General features: G+C 62.0%; 14 protein-coding genes and 2 pseudogenes. 10 read left to right on the top strand and 6 right to left on the bottom strand.

The genetic code is table 11. The annotated features are described in order from the left end of the window. The first annotated feature begins 275 nt into the window (after positions 1-275). From cckA to ACVWWD_RS22270, 3 genes and pseudogenes are all read left to right on the top strand, one after another. On the top strand, positions 276-2852 hold the full coding sequence (gene cckA / locus ACVWWD_RS22280; protein ID WP_023783981.1) for a cell cycle histidine kinase CckA: 2577 nt from the start codon (positions 276-278) through the stop codon (positions 2850-2852). Positions 2853-2937: 85 nt separating this feature from the next. Continuing rightward, positions 2938-3651 carry a purine-nucleoside phosphorylase gene (locus tag ACVWWD_RS22275; RefSeq protein ID WP_352551627.1) on the top strand — a complete coding sequence of 238 codons (714 nt, stop codon included), beginning with the start codon at positions 2938-2940 and terminating at the stop codon, positions 3649-3651. 29 nt (positions 3652-3680) lie between these two features. Continuing rightward, a pseudogene (locus tag ACVWWD_RS22270) lies at positions 3681-4057 on the top strand (GMC oxidoreductase); the annotation flags it as partial. A gap of 64 nt (positions 4058-4121) precedes the next feature. Here the strand turns inward: ACVWWD_RS22270 and ACVWWD_RS22265 are convergent. After that, complete coding sequence (locus ACVWWD_RS22265; protein ID WP_023783984.1) at positions 4122-4529, bottom strand: hypothetical protein; 408 nt, start codon at positions 4527-4529, stop codon at positions 4122-4124. Between the two features lie 391 nt (positions 4530-4920). On the opposite strand from ACVWWD_RS22265, the pseudogene urtA reads away from it, so the two are divergent. The 6 genes and pseudogenes from urtA to ACVWWD_RS22235 all read left to right on the top strand — a co-directional run. Beyond that, positions 4921-6153, top strand: a pseudogene (urtA, locus tag ACVWWD_RS22260) (urea ABC transporter substrate-binding protein); the annotation flags it as partial. 103 nt (positions 6154-6256) lie between these two features. Then, positions 6257-7873, top strand: coding sequence for an urea ABC transporter permease subunit UrtB (gene urtB / locus ACVWWD_RS22255; RefSeq protein ID WP_023795234.1), 1617 nt, complete (start codon positions 6257-6259; stop codon positions 7871-7873). Next, positions 7870-9105 (top strand): urea ABC transporter permease subunit UrtC, encoded by a 1236-nt coding sequence (urtC, locus tag ACVWWD_RS22250; protein WP_352551629.1) that lies wholly within the window; start codon positions 7870-7872, stop codon positions 9103-9105. The genes urtB and urtC overlap by 4 nt, the downstream gene beginning before the upstream one ends. Positions 9106-9111: 6 nt before the next feature. Beyond that, positions 9112-9858 (top strand): urea ABC transporter ATP-binding protein UrtD, encoded by a 747-nt coding sequence (gene urtD / locus ACVWWD_RS22245; protein WP_023783987.1) that lies wholly within the window; start codon positions 9112-9114, stop codon positions 9856-9858. A gap of 69 nt (positions 9859-9927) precedes the next feature. Beyond that, positions 9928-10623 (top strand): urea ABC transporter ATP-binding subunit UrtE, encoded by a 696-nt coding sequence (gene urtE, locus ACVWWD_RS22240; protein ID WP_023773887.1) that lies wholly within the window; start codon positions 9928-9930, stop codon positions 10621-10623. A 262-nt stretch (positions 10624-10885) separates the two neighbouring features. Then, positions 10886-11062 (top strand): hypothetical protein, encoded by a 177-nt coding sequence (locus ACVWWD_RS22235; RefSeq protein WP_013531844.1) that lies wholly within the window; start codon positions 10886-10888, stop codon positions 11060-11062. Positions 11063-11099: 37 nt separating this feature from the next. Here the strand turns inward: ACVWWD_RS22235 and ACVWWD_RS22230 are convergent, their stop codons facing one another. The 3 genes from ACVWWD_RS22230 to ACVWWD_RS22220 form a co-directional block, all read right to left on the bottom strand. Then, complete coding sequence (locus ACVWWD_RS22230) at positions 11100-12248, bottom strand: GGDEF domain-containing protein (protein WP_352551632.1); 1149 nt, start codon at positions 12246-12248, stop codon at positions 11100-11102. A 183-nt stretch (positions 12249-12431) separates the two neighbouring features. Continuing rightward, positions 12432-13238, bottom strand: coding sequence for a DUF72 domain-containing protein (locus ACVWWD_RS22225; protein ID WP_352551634.1), 807 nt, complete (start codon positions 13236-13238; stop codon positions 12432-12434). Beyond that, positions 13235-14203: a hypothetical protein gene (locus tag ACVWWD_RS22220; protein WP_352551636.1), complete on the bottom strand. Its 969-nt coding sequence runs from the start codon at positions 14201-14203 to the stop codon at positions 13235-13237. Before ACVWWD_RS22220 ends, ACVWWD_RS22225 begins: the two co-directional genes overlap by 4 nt. 104 nt (positions 14204-14307) lie before the next feature. Here ACVWWD_RS22220 and ACVWWD_RS22215 point away from each other — a divergent pair, with 104 nt between their 5' ends. Next, positions 14308-14859 (top strand): hypothetical protein, encoded by a 552-nt coding sequence (locus ACVWWD_RS22215; RefSeq protein WP_352551638.1) that lies wholly within the window; start codon positions 14308-14310, stop codon positions 14857-14859. Here the strand turns inward: ACVWWD_RS22215 and ACVWWD_RS22210 are convergent. Then, on the bottom strand, positions 14796-15302 hold the full coding sequence (locus tag ACVWWD_RS22210) for a GNAT family N-acetyltransferase (RefSeq protein ID WP_457103383.1): 507 nt from the start codon (positions 15300-15302) through the stop codon (positions 14796-14798). The two genes, ACVWWD_RS22215 and ACVWWD_RS22210, sit on opposite strands and share 64 nt — an antisense overlap. Continuing rightward, on the bottom strand, positions 15302-18223 hold the full coding sequence (gene uvrA / locus ACVWWD_RS22205) for an excinuclease ABC subunit UvrA (protein ID WP_352551640.1): 2922 nt from the start codon (positions 18221-18223) through the stop codon (positions 15302-15304). The genes ACVWWD_RS22210 and uvrA overlap by 1 nt, the downstream gene beginning before the upstream one ends. Between the last annotated feature and the right edge of the window lie 343 nt (positions 18224-18566).

The raw sequence follows: 18566 nt of genomic DNA, 5'->3' as shown, positions 1-18566 counted from the left end.
TGGCTACCGCAAGTTGCCTTCACGCATCGTGAACAGCTTGAAACACAGGGAAGGCCAGCCGACAGCATTTTTATCCGACATTTGCCGCCCGGGCCTTTTCCAGACCAGGAGAATGTGATTCAACCGGCTAAAGCGCGTCGCGCTGAAACGGATTCATGCGACGCGTTTCAGGTCCGTGTTTTTCATGCATGTCGCTTTCCCAAAACCGAAGTCATTTTGGGCGACATGCATTGGGGGCGGGTGTCGGAACATCGGATTTCATGAGCAGGGGGCATATGGCCAAGGAAGCGCGCGGCGATTTCTATCCGGCACCGATCGTCGACCAGAATACGCGACCGGGCGCGGTCACCCGGCTTATCATCTTCATCGTCGTCCTGACGGGCGCCGCAATCGTCTTCGGCTTTTTCCGCGAGCGCCTCGGCGATCCGTTCCTGCTCGGCATGCTCGGCGTACTGGCGATGATCGGTGTCGGCTTCCTGTTCGCGACCGCGATCGGCTTCGTGCAGATCACACCGCGCTCGACGGGCGACGAACTGTCCAAGGCCTTCGTCGATTCGATGTCGCAGGGCCTGCTGGTCACGGATACCAAGGGTCGTGTCGTCTACGCCAACCGCGCCTATGCCGATATGACCGGCGCCTCGTCGGCCGCTGACCTGAAGACGGTCGAAGGATTGCTCTCCGATGTCCCCGAAGCCTCGGTGACCATTTACCGTCTGGCGTCCGGCTTGCGTGACGGGCAGCCGGGCGACGGCGAGTTCCGGCTCGCGCAATCGATCCGGCCCGGGGCCGAACCGGGCGCGCGCTGGTACCGGGCACGCGCCCGTGCGTTCAGCGTTCCGGGCCAGCGGCTGCCTATGCTGGCCTGGCAGCTCGCCGACATTTCGCAAGAGCGGGCCGAGCAGGAGCGTTTCTTCCTCGATCTGCAGAAGGCAATCGACCACCTCGACCACGCGCCGGCCGGCTTCTTTTCGGCCGACCAGGACGGCCGCGTCACCTACATCAACGCCACGCTCGCCGGATGGCTGGGCATCGATCTCGCCAGCTTCACCCCCGGTGCCGTCGCCTTGCCGGATATTGTTGCCGGTGACGGCATGGCGCTGGTGCGCTCCGTCAAGGCGGACCCCGGCACGACGCGCAATGCGGTCATCGATCTCGATTTGACGACGATGACCGGCGAGGCGCTGCCGGTGCGCTTCATGCATCGCGTTTCGGCCAGCCGTGAGGGCGTCGGCGGGCCAACCCGCACCATCGTGCTCAACCGCACACAGGGCGAGGATGCCTCGGCCGACTTGCGCGCCTCGGAAGTGCGCTTCACCCGCTTTTTCAACTCGACACCGATGGCGATTGCCGGTGTCGATGCCAGCGGGCGCATCCTGCGCACCAACGCGCCGTTCCTGTCGCTGTTTTCCTCGGTGGTCGATCGCGATGCCGTGGATCGCCGCGTGCGGCTCGACACGGTGATCCATGAGCGCGACCGGCCGGCCTTTGCGGCGGCGTTCGAGAAAGCCCGGCAGCGGCAGGCCGACATCGATCCAATCGAGACCGTGCTGCCCGGCAATGATGAGCGGCATATCCGTTTCTACGTCAACGCCGTGGCCGATGGCACCGGCGGCGAAGGGGCCGAGGAAGCGGCCATCGTCTACGCCGTCGAGACAACCGAGCAGAAGGCGCTCGAAGGGCAGATGGCGCAAAGCCAGAAGATGCAGGCCGTCGGCCAGCTCGCCGGTGGCATCGCGCACGACTTCAACAATGTGCTGACCGCCATCATCATGGCGTCCGACCTGCTTTTGACCAATCACCGGCCGTCGGATCCGTCCTTCCCCGACATCATGAACATCAAGCAGAACGCCAATCGCGCCGCCTCCCTGGTCAGGCAGTTGCTGGCCTTCTCGCGCAAGCAGACGCTGCGGCCGGAAGTGCTGAACCTCACCGACGTGCTCGCCGATCTCAGGATGCTGCTTGCCCGGCTGGTCGGCAACGACATCAAGCTCAAGGTCGACCACGGCCGCGACTTGTGGCCGGTCAAGGTCGATATCGGGCAGTTCGAGCAAGTGGTGGTCAACCTGGCGGTCAACGCGCGCGACGCGATGCCGGCCGGCGGCGATCTCACCGTGCGCACCCGCAACGTGACCGCCGAGGAATGCAAGACCTTTCCCTATCGCGAACTCGCGGCCGCCGACTATGTGGTGGTCGAAGTCGAGGATACTGGTTCAGGCATCGCGCCCGACGTGCTGAAGAAGATCTTCGAGCCGTTCTTCACCACCAAGGAGGTCGGCAAGGGCACGGGCCTTGGTCTGTCCATGGTCTACGGCATCATCAAGCAGACCGGCGGCTTCATTTTCTGCGATTCCGAAGTCGGCAAGGGGTCGACCTTCCGCATCTTCCTGCCGCGGCACATCATGGAAGCGAAAACCGCAGCCGAAGCCGGTGAAGCGCCGGCGGCAGCGGCAGTCAAACTGGCCGATAGCACCAAGGATCTGTCCGGGTCGGCGACGGTCCTGCTGGTCGAGGATGAGGACGCCGTGCGCATGGGCGGCATGCGGGCACTGACCTCGCGCGGCTATACCGTTCACGAGGCATCCTCGGGCGTCGAGGCGCTGGAAGTGTTCGAAGCGCTGGGCGGCAAGGTCGACATCGTCGTTTCCGACGTGGTGATGCCGGAAATGGACGGACCGACCCTGCTCGGTGAGTTGCGCAAACGCCAGCCGGACATCAAGTTCGTCTTCGTCTCCGGCTATGCCGAGGACGCTTTTGCCAGGAACCTGCCGGCGGAGGCGCAGTTCGGCTTCCTGCCAAAGCCGTTTTCGCTCAAGCAACTGGCCACGATCGTCAAGGATGTCCTTGAATCCTAGGTGCTTCCAATGCGGCGCCCTTGCACAACGCCGTAACAACGCCATGATTCTTGAAAATACAGCAGGCGGGCTTGGGGAGCGGCTGTTGACGCCACACATCGAGGCAGGCAAAGGCGATTACGCCGACACGGTTTTGTTGCCGGGCGACCCGGAGCGCGCGGCGTGGATGGCGCGGACATTCTTGGACGCGCCGGCCTGCGTCAATCGCCGACGCGGCGCTCTCGGCTTTACCGGCTTGTTTCGCGGCAAGCCTGTCAGCATTCAGGCGACGGGCATCGGTGTTTCATCGTTCCTGATCTACGCCCATGAACTGCTTGACTTTTACGGCGTCCGAACACTGATCCGCACCGGTACCTGCGGCAGCCTGAGCGCCGAGGCAAAGCTGCGCAGCCTTGTGATCTCGCAATCGGCACGGCCTGAAAATACCGAGAGCGGTCAGGTCTTTGGCCTTTACGAAGCCGATGCTGGCCCGGATCCGGCGCTGCTGGCTTGCGCATTGACCAAGGCAGCCGCACTTGGCATCGACCACCACGCCGGCCTGACAGCCTGCACCGACATATTCTACCATCCTGAAGCGCGTGCCCGCTATGCCGACGCAAGGGCGCTCGGGGCGCTGGCAGTAGATATGGAAACCAGCGCCCTCTATCGCATATCGGCCCATTTCGGCGCGAGGGCATTGTCGCTGCTGACCGTCGTCGACAATCTGCTTACCGGCGAACAGACCGACTATTCCGAACGCCAGGCGCTTTTCACCGACATGAGTCGGCTCGCGCTCGAAGTCGCCACGAAAGGGCGCTAGGCGGCCTCTCGCTTCAACACCTCCTCCATGGCGGCTGGGGGCGTTCCTTCACCACCGCGCTCGACCACTAGACCACTTGGCCGGCCTGTGGATCGTCGGTGAGGACATGCCCCGCGAGGAGAACCGCATCACGCTGCATGGCGACGAGAAGGACGAGCACGGCATGCCGATCGCCGATGTGCATTTCGACGACCATGCCAACGATACGGCAATGCGCAATCATGCCTACAAGCAGGCCACGGCGCTTTACGATGCGGTCGGCGCCACACGCACCTTCCCGACGCCACCCTATCCCTCGACGCACAATCTCGGCACCAACCGGATGAGCGAGAAGGCCGCCGAGGGCGTCTCGCTGGCGATCCGCCAGGCCGACTATATCGCCGACCGGCTGGCCGTCCTTCGGTAACATCCAGATGACATGAGAAGGCGGGCAGGATTGCGGACCGAGGTGGTGTCGTTGCCAGGAAGATCTACTGATTGCTTCCCCTGGTGCAGGTCGTGGCGGTGAAGGCGCCGTCGGGCTGTTTCATGATGATGTCGAAGGAGGGCGGACTCTGGCCGTCCAGCGTTGCCTGGGTGAGCGAGAGCGAGTTGCCGCCGGTGGTGTAACCGCCAACCGGTCCCAACCAGGAGATCACGCCGTTTGCATCCATCTGGTAGTTGTAGCCCTGCTGCGCGGTCCCGAACGTGACCGGGCCGCTGTAGACATTTCCCTTTATGGTGATGTCGCCGAGGTTGAGGAACATGCCGAGCAGGTAGGCCTCGCAGTGGTAGATGCCGTCGGGCATCCTGCCCTCGCTGAAGTCGGCTCGGGCGGCTCCGGTTGCCGCCGCCAGAGTCACTATGCCGATGAATATGCGTGAAATGGTTGATGTCATGATGCCGTCCGCTTGAAGGACCAAGCTTGCCCTATTTTTGCGCCGCGCCGCAACATTTGCCGTCGGCGATCCGCCTTTAAGGTCAAAATATAGGCATGTGGGGAAAATGGGCAAAACTTAGGCATATGCTTTATGCATTGCGTAAATTTCCCTCAATCAATTTTAAACCGGCTCTCTTTGTTTGATTCAATCCAATATAGCAAGGCGCTGATAACGTTGGGCTATTCTGTGTATTTCGGCATGCCTAAAGCGGTTGGCACGGGGGTTGCATTGCATAGTCGTGGTGCAATCAACCAGCTTGGGAGTCTTCCGTATGAGGGGTAATTTCTCGACAATAGCAAAAATGTTCTCGGCGAGCGTAGTTGCCGCCGGCCTGATGATGTCTGCTCCGGCCAGGGCCGCCGATGATACGATCAAGGTCGGCATTCTTCATTCGCTGTCGGGCACGATGGCGATTTCGGAGACGACGCTGAAGGACGCCATGCTGATGCTCATCGACGAGCAGAACGCAAAGGGTGGCCTGCTCGGCAAGAAGCTTGAAGCCGTCGTCGTCGATCCGGCTTCCAACTGGCCGCTGTTCGCCGAAAAGGCGCGTGAGCTGATCTCGAAGGACAAGGTCGCCGCGGTGTTCGGCTGCTGGACCTCGGTGTCGCGCAAGTCGGTGCTGCCGGTGTTCTCCGAACTCGACAATATCCTGTTCTATCCGGTCCAGTATGAGGGCGAGGAAAGCGAGCGCAACGTCTTCTACACGGGTGCCGCGCCGAACCAGCAGGCCATTCCGGCCGTCGATTACCTGATGAGCGAGGATGGCGGTTCGGTGAAGCGCTGGGTGCTCGAAGGCACCGACTACGTCTATCCACGAACCACCAACAAGATCCTCGAAGCCTATCTGAAGGCCAAGGGCGTCGCGGCCGAAGACATCATGGTCAACTATACGCCGTTCGGCTTCTCCGACTGGCAGACCGAAGTCTCGGCGATCAAGAAATTCGGCTCGGCCGGAAAGAAGACCGCCGTCGTATCGACCGTCAATGGCGATGCCAACGTGCCGTTCTACAAGGAACTCGGCAACCAGGGCATCAAGGCCGAGGATATCCCGGTCATGGCCTTCTCGGTTGGCGAGGAAGAGCTTGCCGGTCTCGACACCAAGCCTCTGGTCGGCCATCTCGCCGCCTGGAACTATTTCGAGAGCGTCAACACGCCTGAGAACAAAAAGTTCATCGCCAACTGGCACAAGTTCATCAAAAATAACAAGCGCACCACCAACGACCCGATGGAAGCCCATTACATCGGCTTCAACATGTGGGTGAAGGCGGTCGAGAAGGCCGGCACCACCGATCCAGACAAGGTCATCGATGCCATGATCGGCGTTTCCGTGCCGAACCTGACCGGCGGCTACTCGACGATGATGCCGAACCATCACATCACCAAGCCGGTGCTGATCGGCGAAATCCAGGCTGACGGCCAGTTCGAAACGGTTTCGCGCACGCCGGGCCTTGTGATGGGCGACGAATGGTCCGACTACCTGCCGGACTCCAAGGATTTGATCTCCGATTGGCGCAAGCCGCTGTCGTGCGGCAACTTCAACGTTGCCACCGGCAAGTGCGGCGGCAAGGGCACAAACTGATCCTCCCGGGCTGGGCCTTCACGCCCAAGACCGCACGCGTCCGGACGGTTTCCTCCACTGTCCGGACGCGCCATTTCAAACCTTCAGGGATTAACACAAGCCGATGACCTTGATCCGCACGATTGGCCTGACGCTGTTGTTCCTGCTGGCGACACTGTCGTCGTCGGACGCAGGCGAAGCCGATCTGCGCGCCATCATCGCCAAGTTCGCTACCGCCAAGGGCTTTTCCGAGATCGGAGCCGTCGTGCATGACCTCGCCGCCACCGGCGATTCCTTGGTCGAACACCCGCTTTCGGCACTCGCCGACGGCAATCTCTATATCCGCGAAGCCGATTCCCTGGTCTTCGTTGGCAAGGAAGCCGGCGAAAGCGTCCAGCTTTTCGATCCGCTCAGCAGCGAAGCATCGGGCGAGGCTGCCAAGGACGACGTCGCCAAGATCAAGGTCAACAACACGCTGCGCCGCGTTATCCGCGATGCGCTCGGCACGTTGACGCTTGGCGCCAAGGATCCGGCCGTGCGGCTGGCCGCCGCCGGCACCATGTTCAAGACGCCCGATGCAGCCAACATCGAGCCACTCGACACGGCAATCGCCAGCGAGACCGTGGCCAGCGTCAAGGCTCTGCTCGAACAGGCCCGCGCGGCCTCGGTGCTTGTTTCCGACAGGCCCGAGACCGACAAACTCGCCGCGGTCGCCCTGATCGGCGCGCGTGGCGACCGCGACGCGGTTTCGCTACTCACTTCGGTCGAGGCCAGTGCCTCCGGCGCGGTCAAGGACGCGGCGACGGCAACGATCGCCAACATCAATTCGACGCTGGCCTTGTGGGATGCCGGACAGAACATCTGGTACGGGATTTCGCTGGGTTCGGTGCTGCTGCTGGCCGCGATCGGGCTTGCCATCACATTCGGCGTCATGGGCGTCATCAACATGGCGCATGGCGAGATGGTGATGCTTGGCGCCTATACGACCTTTGTCGTCCAGCAGGTGATCCGGACGTCCTTTCCCGGCCTGTTCGACTGGTCGCTGGTGATCGCGCTGCCGCTCGCCTTCCTGGTCGCGGCGTTCGTCGGTCTCATCATCGAGCGCGGCGTGATCCGGTTCCTGTACGGCCGGCCGCTGGAGACGCTGCTGGCGACCTGGGGCGTCTCGCTCATCCTGCAGCAGGCGGTGCGCTCGATCTTCGGACCGACCAACCAGGAGGTCGGCAATCCGTCCTGGATGTCCGGCTCCTTCGACGTCGGGCAACTGGCCATCACCTGGAACCGTCTGTGGATTCTGGTGTTCGCGCTCACGGTGTTCGGCATGTTGCTCTATGTGATGAAGCGCACGCCCTGGGGGCTGCAGATGCGCGCCGTCACCGCCAACCGCCGCATGGCCGCCTCGATGGGCATCAGGACGCCTTGGGTCGACGCGCTGACCTTCGCGCTGGGATCCGGCATTGCCGGCATCGCCGGCGTCGCGCTCAGCCAGATCGACAACGTCTCGCCCAATCTTGGTCGCGGCTACATCATCGACAGCTTCATGGTGGTCGTCTTCGGCGGTGTCGGCAATCTCTGGGGTACACTGGTCGGCGCCTTTTCGCTCGGCATCGTCAACAAGGTTCTCGAGCCATATGCCGGCGCGGTGCTCGGCAAGATCGTCGTGCTGGTGCTGATCATTCTGTTCATCCAGAAGCGCCCGCGCGGCCTGTTCGCGCTCAAGGGCAGGGCGGTGGAAGCATGATATCGGGACGATTCTTTGCCGCTGGCGCGGACCGCCGCATCGCCATCACCATCTTCATCCTGCTGGCAGTGGCTATAATCGTGCCGGTGCTTAACCTAGCCGTCTCGCCGACAAGCGCCTTCTACATTCCGTCCTATATCGTGGCGCTGACCGGCAAATATCTCTGCTATGGGCTGCTGGCGCTCTCGCTCGATCTGGTCTGGGGCTATTGCGGCATCCTCTCGCTCGGCCACGGCGCCTTCTTCGCGCTCGGCGGCTATGCGATGGGAATGTATCTGATGCGCCAGATCGGCTCGCGCGGCGTCTACGGCAACCCGATCCTGCCCGATTTCATGGTGTTCCTGAACTACAAGGAATTGCCCTGGTTCTGGACCGGTTTCGACCATTTCTGGTTCGCCGCCATCATGGTGCTGGCGGTGCCCGGCCTGCTTGCCTTCATCTTCGGCTGGTTCGCCTTCCGCAGCCGGGTCACAGGTGTCTACCTCTCCATCATTACCCAGGCGATGACCTATGCGCTGCTGCTTGCCTTCTTCCGCAACGACATGGGTTTCGGAGGCAATAACGGCCTGACCGATTTCAAGGATATCCTGGGCTTCAACGTCCAGGCCGATACGACCCGTTCGGCACTGTTCGCGGCCAGCGCGGTGATGCTGGCACTCGCCGTTTTCATCACCTGGGCGATCGTCGGCTCCAAATACGGCAAGCTGCTGATGGCCGTGCGCGACGCCGAGAGCCGCACGCGCTTCCTCGGCTGGCGGGCCGAGAACGTAAAGCTGTTCGCTTTCACCGTTTCGGCCGTCATGGCAGGCATTGCCGGCGCGCTCTATGTGCCGCAGGTCGGCATCATCAATCCAGGCGAATTCGAGCCGTCCAATTCGATCGAGGTGGTGATCTGGGCGGCGGTCGGCGGCCGCGGCACTATTGTCGGGCCGATCATCGGCGCGTTGCTGGTCAATGCTGGCAAATCCTGGTTCACCGGCGTGCTGCCGGAATTCTGGCTGTTCGCGCTCGGCGGCCTGTTCGTCGCCGTCACCTTGCTCCTGCCCAAGGGCATCATAGGCATGTGGGACAGCTGGCGCGGCAATGTCAGGGCGCTGCGCGTGGCGTCCCTGACTGAAGAAGCCGGCACCGAGGTTGGCATGGCGTCCGCGGCATCCAAACCTGCCCGCTCGCCAGCGCGAAATCCAGGCGAATGGTCCTTGTCCGGCCCCGAACCGCAGGCGGCGGAGTAAGCGCCCATGAGCAAATCCAACACTATCCTCTATCTCGACGGCGTCTCGGTGTCCTTCGACGGCTTTCGCGCCATCAACAATCTGTCCCTGGTGCTCGACAAGGGCGAGATGCGCGCCATCATCGGCCCCAACGGCGCCGGCAAGACGACAATGATGGACATCGTCACCGGCAAGACGAGGCCGGACGAAGGCGAAGTGTTCTTCGACGGCCAGGTGGACCTGACCAGGCATGACGAAGCCGAGATCGCCATGATGGGCATCGGCCGCAAATTCCAGAAGCCGACCGTTTTCGAAAGCCACACGATCGAAGAAAACCTGATGCTGGCGCTGAAGGGGCCGCGTTCGATCTTCCCGGCGCTGTTCCATCGCCAATCGCCCGCCGAGGCGCGGCAGATCGATAATATCCTTGGCATCATCCGGTTGGGCGACAAGCGCCGCGAATTCGCCGCCAATCTAAGCCATGGCCAGAAACAATGGCTCGAGATCGGCATGCTGCTGGCGCAGGACCCGAAGCTGCTTCTGGTCGACGAGCCGGTTGCCGGCATGACCGATGCCGAGACCGAGGAAACCGCGCGGCTGCTCAGGGATATCGCCCGCGACCACTCGGTCATTGTCGTCGAGCACGACATGCATTTCGTCCGCGAACTCGGCGTCAAGGTTACCTGCCTGCATGAGGGCTCGGTGCTCTCGGAAGGGACGCTCGATTTCGTTTCGGCCGACGAGCGCGTCGTCGAAGTCTATCTGGGGAGATGAGCATGCATTGGCGGGTTCAATTCCATCGCTTCGACATGTCGTTTCTTCGGTTCTGGAGAAGGGGCTGACATGCTCGAGGTTTCCAATGCCACGCTCCACTACGGCGCCGCTCAGGCGTTGCGCGGGGTGTCGCTGAAGGCGGGTGCGGGCAAAATCACCTGCGTGCTCGGCCGCAACGGCGTCGGCAAGACCAGTTTGATGAGATCGATCGTCGGCCACCACAGGCTGACGAGCGGAAGCGTTGCCTTCGAGGGGAAGGCGCTCGACCGGAGCGCGGCGTATGACCGCGCCCGGTCGGGCATCGCATTCGTGCCGCAGGGCAGGGAGATCTTTCCGCTGCTCAGCGTGCGGGAAAATCTCGAATCCGGCTTCGCGCCCTTGAAGCGCGCCGACCGTAACGTGCCGGCGCACGTCTTCGAGCTGTTTCCAGTGCTCAAGCAGATGCTTGGCCGCCGTGGCGGCGATCTCTCCGGGGGCCAGCAACAGCAGCTCGCCATCGGCAGGGCACTCGTGATGCGACCGAAGCTGCTGGTGCTCGACGAGCCGACCGAAGGCATCCAGCCCTCCGTCATCAAGGATATCGGCCGCGCCATACGCTACCTGCGCGACCAGGCCGGCATTGCGGTGCTTCTGGTCGAACAGTATCTCGATTTCTGCCGCGAACTCGCCGACGAGGTCAACATCATGGATCGCGGCCTGATCGTCCACACCGGCCCGGCGGAAGATTTAGACCGGGCTGATGTCCGCAAATTCCTCACGGTCTAGAATCGGCACCAGACTTCATTGAAGATTTGAAGTTTATTGGCAAGTCCAATATTTCTTACATCCATCATCTGCGCCTCTGGCACATGCAACATCGCATGCTAGTCTTTCCGTGGCTTTGTGAGTCGGCCGTTTCCGTATCAGTCTGGTTATCACGGATCGCGGCGCGGCAAAGGCCCTGCAAGTTCCACGCAAGCAAGGCTTCCTAGCTTCCCGATCTGATTGTCGTCCAAACGCGTTTGGACACACAGGCTAAGGGACAGCCATGGAACGTTACGTCGAAGACTACCAGAAGCGGCGGCTTACCGAACGCGTCGACATCATCGCCGCCATCAACATTCTGAGGTCACAGGGCTGTGACTACGACGACCTGATCGAGGAGATCACCAAGGTCTTCTATGTCGACCTCGATACCTTCAATGAAATCGTCATGGCGGCCTAATGCATGTCGCCTGGCGGGCTTGGCATGACACGCGCGTTTAGCTCGCGCGTCGGAATGGAGAGGCGGTGACGCGGTTGCGGCCTCCGCGCTTGGCGTCATAGAGCGCCTTGTCGGCGGCGCTGAGCACCTTGTCCAGGCTGATCCCCTCTTTGCTGCCAAACGCAAATCCGGCGCTGACCGTACAGGTGAGGGAACCGGCTTCGGTTTCTATCAGTCGCGTCGCGAAAGCCGCCCGGATGCGCTCGGCTGCTTGCTCGACGGTCTCCGGCAGCGTGCGCTTCAGCACCAGCGCGAATTCCTCGCCGCCCATGCGCGCTGCGACGTCGGCCGGCCGAAGGTTGGCTGTCAACTCGTTGGCGAACACCCTCAGCACTTCATCGCCCGCCGCATGGCCGAATTCGTCGTTGATGGTTTTGAAGTTGTCGAGGTCGAAGACGACCACCGCTGTAAAGGCGCCGACCGGGACATGGCCATGCATGTCGAACAGCGCTCGCCGGTTGAGCAGGCCAGTCAGGGAATCCGTCTGGGCGTCGCGATGGTGGTGCCTCGCCAGACGCCCCTGATTGAGGGCAAGCGAGAGCGCGCCAATGCCTGTCATGCTGGCGATAACCACGATGAGGCTGAGTTCCTCGGCCCAATTGCTTGGTGCATGTCCGAGCACCAGTTTTCCTTCCCAGGCGAGAACCATGGCGCAGAGCCCGAAGGAGGTGGCCGTGGCCGAATAGAGCGCAGTGATGCCGATCGTCAGGGCGGGTGCTTCATCACGGCCCTTCCAGTATTCGAACGCCGTGACGAACAGGAGCACGGCGGCAAACATGTTCTCCGCCATGAAGCCGAGGCCATCATAACCCAGGGCCATGGGGGGCAACGCTATCGCGAGCGAATAGCACCCCCACACGGCCCGCGGCAGTGGCGAGCCGCCGGTTCGGAACTGATAGGCCGCACCCAGCATGGCCGAAAAGCCGATCAGCAGAAACGCCGAGGTCGCGATGCCGAGCAGGCGTCCCGGCATCTCGATATAGGCGTCATAAATAAAAATATCGCCGACCACGAACACCAGGCTGAGCGCCCATGTCAGCAGGAATTTTTCCGAGCGGGCGGTCAGCCACATCCCGAACAATGTCAGGCTGAGGCAAACGGCAGAGAAACCGACGGCCAGCAGAAGCGAAGTGTAGTCGAGCGACATGCCCTCTTTCCCTGCCGGCGGCGGTCCCAGCTCTGCGGCTTGGCGTCGGCGCATTCATGCGGCAAGGAAGTGTCGATAAGGTTACGATCGTGGCGAAGATGCCCAGGAACAGGCGCTTTGCTACGCTCAATACGCACAGGCTATGTGCTTATTGTGTGTAGCTGGAAACCGACCGACGCCTTTTCAGTCGGCTACCCGCTTCATCAATGCCATCGCCCCGAACGGCGCCCGCACCTTGCCCTCGCTGATGAAGTAGACGAACACGTCGCGCGGCTGGACCGGGGCGTCGGTGGCGGGGGCGGCGCGCCGCAGATCGGCGGGCTGCTTGCCTACCGCCCAGACCTTGGCCCGCGCCGCCCATTCGTCGAGGCCCTTTGGCGTATAGCAATCAGGATTGTCGTCGCTGCCGGTCTGCAGCCGCGCATAGATGAAATCGCCAGTGATGTCGGCGATGTCAGGATATTTGGCATGGTCGGCATAGACGACCGCCGCCTTGTACTTGCGGGCGAGCGCTGGGAACTCCGGCACGATGAAACTGTCGTTGCGCACCTCCAGCGCGTGGCGCAGCGCGACACCGTCCTGCTTTTCCGGCAGCAGCTTCAGAAACGCCTCGAAATCGTCCGGATCGAACTTCTTGGTCGGCGCGAACTGCCATAGGATCGGTCCCAGCTTGTCGCCGAGCGCGGCAACGCCGGAACCCAGGAAACGCATCATCGATTCAGCGGCCTCGCCCAGCACGCGCCGGTTGGTGACGAACCGGTTGCCTTTCAGCGAATAGACGAAATTGTCAGGCGCCTCGTTGGCCCATTTGACGAAGGTCGGCTCCTTGAAACTCGAATAATAAGTGCCGTTGACCTCGATGCTCGGCACCTGCCGGGTGGCGTAGTGCAGTTGCTTGGCCTTCGACAGTTTCTCGGGATAGAAGGACGTGTCCCAGGGTTCGAAGGTCCAGCCGCCCACGCCGGCGCGGATTGTTCCCGATTTGCTCATTGTATTTCTCCCTGTCGCTTGATGTGCGCGGTCGTCCCACGAGGGTCAAGAAAACCGGCAAACCCGCTCTTGTCCGTTGCTAAACCACCAGAACCGTTGAGGACACTCATTGCCATCGGCCCCAGGTTCTGCATGCCGATGACCTTCGAGGCATCGAGCTTGTCCCCGGCGACAATGAGGAAGCCGCCCGGGGCGTGATTGCCGGGCCTCAATCCCGGTGGCTTGGCTTCAATACGTCCGAGTCTGGATGAGCGCACCGCGCGCGGGCACAAGCCAGCGCCATAATGCACTAAGAGATCAGGCAGTTCGGTCGCGCGCGTGCCGGCATGCTGTAGAGCCGCCCTGTCGATCAGCGTGATCACCGGCTGGCTGGTCTGATCGTCCCTCAATTCCATCAGGAGGAACTCAATTTGGTCGAGCAGTCTCAATCGCTCGATCTCAATGCCAGCGTCCTTGAAAACCACGGATGGATTGATGCGAAGAGCCGTGCAGTTCTCGTTGTAAGGCAGCATTTCGCAAAGCGGCCACCAGTGCTGGTCCCTGGCTTTCACGACATTGCGCATAAACCGAGTCCAATGCGTTTCACCGAGAATGCGGTTCATACGGTCGACAATTGCTGGCATCGGGTGAGCCAGCGTAGCGTTCGGCTGCATTTCAGTCGTCGAGAAGACCACGATCTCGGTGTCCGGGCCGGCTGAGGAGACGAGATCGCCGATTGCTCGATCAATGTCGCCAAGAATCATGTCGATTGGGGCGCCGAGCCGACTGTTGCGGGCCGGGTCGAACTTCGGATCGGCTGCGTCGACGAGATCCCAAAGTGCATGGCTGGCGCAGTGAGCCTCCTTGAACCCGACAATGAACAGATCCCAAGCTTCGCTGCAAAGATAGTGCAGGGCGGCGGCACCTTTCCGGGCGACCGCAAGGCGTAGATTGACCACGACCGCCATGGCCTCGGTGTCGTCCAATCGGCCTTCATGGTCACATCTGCTCGGCGGCGCTGCGCCGAAACGCGTGACGACGTCATTGGCAAGCGCTGCCGGATAGCTTTGGGGTCGCGGAAATAACGTCCATGGACAAGCCAGTCGGCGAGATGGATGCCATTGAACTGTCGCGGGAGGCGGCATTTCGGAATGTCGAAGACGGCTATCCTGAGATCCGGCGCCGTTTCCCAGAACGTCTCGCGGTCGATCTCATCGGTGCAGGCCAAGCCGAATTTGCCGCTGCGCAGCCGTTGCTCATAGTGATAGCGACCGTGTTCACCCATGCCGGACGCGTATTGAAACGAGGCCCACAGCGCATCATCCGTCGCGCCCGCATGTGCGGTCAGATATTTGACCCTGCCACGTGCCCGCAACGCGGTGAGACTGGGCAGCATACCGTCCTGGCTGGCCCGGTCGACCAAGGCTCCATCCGCTCCGTCGAGCGCGATCATGAGAACCCGTGTGGTCACGATGTTTCTCCCGGGGCCACGATCCAAGGACCGAAAATCCGGCCGTCCATGCCAGGCCGGATATCCCCATCATTGCTCATTGCCGTTCCCCCGATAGTCAACAGCGATCACGACGCAGAGGTTGTGTCGAACGCCTTCGCCATGTCGACGAGCACCCATCCTGGCCGGTAGGGATTGGGCCGGCGACCGGTTTCGCGATAACCATAAGCAAGATAGAGCGCGATGTTGCGTTCCATTTTCGCGTTGGTGTAGAGCCGTATCTCCGGCAGGCCCCACTGCCGCGCCTGCTCGTCGGCGTGTTTCAGCAATGCAATACCGAACCCCTTGCCCAGGAAGGCAGGCGACACCGCGACGGAGAAAATCATCGCGTGATCTTCATGCCGCTCCAGCGCGATCACTCCGGCGAGTTCGCCGTCACTCTCCAGCAGCCAGACCTCGCCTTGGGCGATACGCGGCGCATAATCCTCGGTAACCGGGATCGGCGGTGCGTCGAGTATAGCGGAGTAGGGAGCGTAGGCGGCTTGCGTCAGCGCGACGATCGCGGCGAGGTCTTCGGGGCCGGCAAGCCTCACGCCAAAGCTGCTCTGGATCGTGATGGGATCATCCTTACCCATCACTCCGCCGCTTCGCGCTTGCCTCCGGGGCGACGCTCCAGCAGCTCCTTGAGGAACTGGCCGGTGTAGCTGCGCTTTTCGCGCACGATCGCTTCCGGCGTGCCCGAGGCGACAAGTTCGCCGCCGCCGTCACCGCCCTCGGGGCCGAGGTCGAGCACCCAGTCGGCGGTTTTTATCACTTCGAGATTGTGCTCGATGACCACCACCGTATTGCCTTGGTCAACCAGTTCGTGCAGCACTTCCAACAGCTTGGCGACGTCGTGGAAATGCAGGCCGGTGGTCGGTTCGTCGAGGATGTAGAGCGTCTTGCCGGTCGCCTTGCGCGACAGTTCCTTGGCGAGCTTGATGCGCTGCGCTTCACCGCCGGACAGCGTCGTCGCCTGCTGGCCGATGTGGATGTAGCCCAGCCCAACCTGCTTCAGCGTCTCCAGCTTGTCGCGCACGCCAGGCACGGCGGCGAAGAAATCGACGCCTTCCTCGACGGTCATGTCGAGCACGTCGGCGATCGACTTGCCCTTGAACAGGACGTCGAGCGTCTCCCTGTTGTAGCGCTTGCCATGGCAGACGTCGCAGGTGACGTAGACGTCGGGCAAAAAGTGCATCTCGATCTTGATGACGCCGTCGCCCTGGCAGGCCTCGCAGCGGCCGCCCTTGACGTTGAAGGAGAAGCGGCCCGGCTGATAGCCGCGCGCCTTCGCTTCCGGTAGCCCGGCGAACCAATCGCGGATCGGCGTGAAGGCGCCGGTATAGGTGGCGGGGTTCGAACGCGGCGTCCGCCCAATGGGCGACTGGTCGATGTCGATGACCTTGTCGAGAAACTCCAATCCCTCGATGCGGTCATGCTCGCCCGGATGCTCGCGCGAACCCATGATGCGGCGCGAGGCCGCCTTGAACAGCGTCTCGATCAGGAAGGTCGACTTGCCGCCGCCCGATACGCCGGTGACGGCGGTGAAGGTGCCGAGCGGGATTTCGGCGGTGACGTTCTTCAGATTGTTGCCGCGCGCGCCGACGATCTTCAGCCGCCGGTTTTTCTTCGCCTCGCGGCGCATGCCGGGCGTTGCCACTTCGAGCGCCCCCGACAGATATTTGCCGGTGATCGAATTGGGGTTGGCCATCACCTGCTGCGGCGTGCCCTGGGCGATGATCTCGCCGCCATGGATGCCGGCGGCCGGACCCATATCGACGACATAGTCGGCATGCAGGATGGCGTCCTCGTCATGCTCGACGACGATCACGGTGTTGCCGATGTCGCGCAGGTGCTTGAGCGTATCGAGCAGGCGCGTGTTGTCGCGTTGGTGCAGGCCGATCGACGGCTCGTCCAGCACATAGAGCACGCCGGTCAGGCCCGAGCCGATCTGGGAGGCCAGCCGGATGCGCTGGCTTTCGCCACCTGACAGCGTGCCGGAATTCCGCGACAAGGTGAGATAGTCGAGCCCGACATCGTTGAGGAAACGCAGACGCTCGCGGATTTCCTTCAAGACGCGGACAGCGATCTCGTTCTGCTTGTCGTTGAGCTGCGCCGGCAGGTCGGTGAACCATTTGTCGGCGTTGCGGATCGACTGTTCCGTCACTTCGCCAATGTGTTTGCCGCCGATCTTCACCGCCAGCGCCTCCGGCTTCAGCCGGTAGCCCTTGCAGACCGGGCAGGGCGTTGCCGACATGAAACGCTCGATTTCTTCGCGCATCCAGGCGGATTCGGTCTCCTTCCAGCGGCGCTCGAGATTGGGGATGACGCCTTCGAAGGTCTTGGTCGTCTTGTAGGAACGCAGGCCGTCATCATACTGGAAGGTGATCTCGCGCTCGCCGGTGCCGCGCAGGATCGCTTCCTGGGCCGACGTTGAAAGATCCTTGAACTTGTCGCCGAGTTTGAAGTCGTAAGCCTTGCCCAATGCCTCGAGCGTCTGCGAGTAATAGGGCGAGGTCGATTTCGCCCATGGGCTGACGGCGCCGTCGCGCAACGACACGTTCTCGTCGGGCACCACAAGGTTTGGGTCGATGGCGCGCTGGCTGCCGAGACCGTCGCAGGTCGGGCAGGCGCCAAACGGGTTGTTGAAGGAGAACAGCCTGGGCTCGATTTCCGGAATGGTAAAGCCGGAGACCGGGCAGGCGAACTTTTCCGAGAACAGGATGCGCTCATGCGTCTCGTTCTTCGACTTGTTGACCGAATCCTCGCCAGTCTGGCTGGCATCGAGCGGCTTGTCGGCAAACTCAGCCACCGCCAGCCCCTCGGCCAGCTTCAATGCCGTCTCGATGGAGTCAGCAAGCCTTGTGGCAAGGTCGCCCCGCACGACGATGCGGTCGACGACGACATCGATGTCGTGCTTGTATTTCTTGTCCAACGCCGGCACATCGGCGATTTCATAGAAGACGCCGTCGACCTTGACGCGCTGGAAGCCCTTCTTCTGCAACTCCAGCAGTTCCTTGCGGTACTCGCCCTTGCGGCCGCGCACGATGGGCGCCAGCAGGAACAGGCGCGTGCCTTCCTCGACGGCCAGCACCCGGTCGACCATCTGGCTGACTGTCTGGCTCTCGATCGGGAGGCCGGTGGCCGGCGAATAGGGCACGCCGACGCGGGCAAACAGAAGGCGCATATAGTCGTAGATCTCGGTGACGGTGCCGACCGTGGAACGCGGGTTCTTCGACGTGGTCTTCTGCTCGATCGAGATGGCCGGCGACAGGCCGTCGATCTGGTCGACGTCCGGCTTCTGCATCATTTCGAGGAATTGCCGGGCATAGGCCGAGAGGCTCTCGACATAGCGGCGCTGGCCTTCGGCATAGATGGTGTCGAAGGCGAGCGACGATTTGCCGGAGCCCGACAGGCCGGTCATGACGATCAAGCTGTCACGCGGCAGGTCGAGATCGACATTCTTCAGATTGTGTTCGCGCGCCCCGCGAATGGAAAGATATTTATGGTCGGCCATGTCAGGTCGCCGCCTCGGATCTGGAATTTGTGGGATCGGCGGGTTTCCCCGACCGTTCCCTATGTAGTTGTTTTTGCCGCCACGTCGAGAGACGCCACAATTCTCGACAGAAGTCGTTTAACCGCCTTTCGCGCGAGGGGGCAAGCGGAAAGAACAAAGGCCGAACACGCTCCTGACAAAGCTGTGCGGAAACTGACCCGAACGTAGGCTCCCGGCGATCACATTTTTCCGTAACCGGCTATTGATGGTTGACGCGGCCAACGCACGGGAGCAGTCTTCGGAAGTCAGCGAAGCCGGCCGTCTATCGATGGCCTCGCCGCCCCAAGGCGGCCTGCGAGACGCC

The sequence above is a fragment of the Mesorhizobium sp. URHB0026 genome (assembly GCF_054059755.1).
This window is presented reverse-complemented; position numbering and strand designations above follow the sequence as displayed.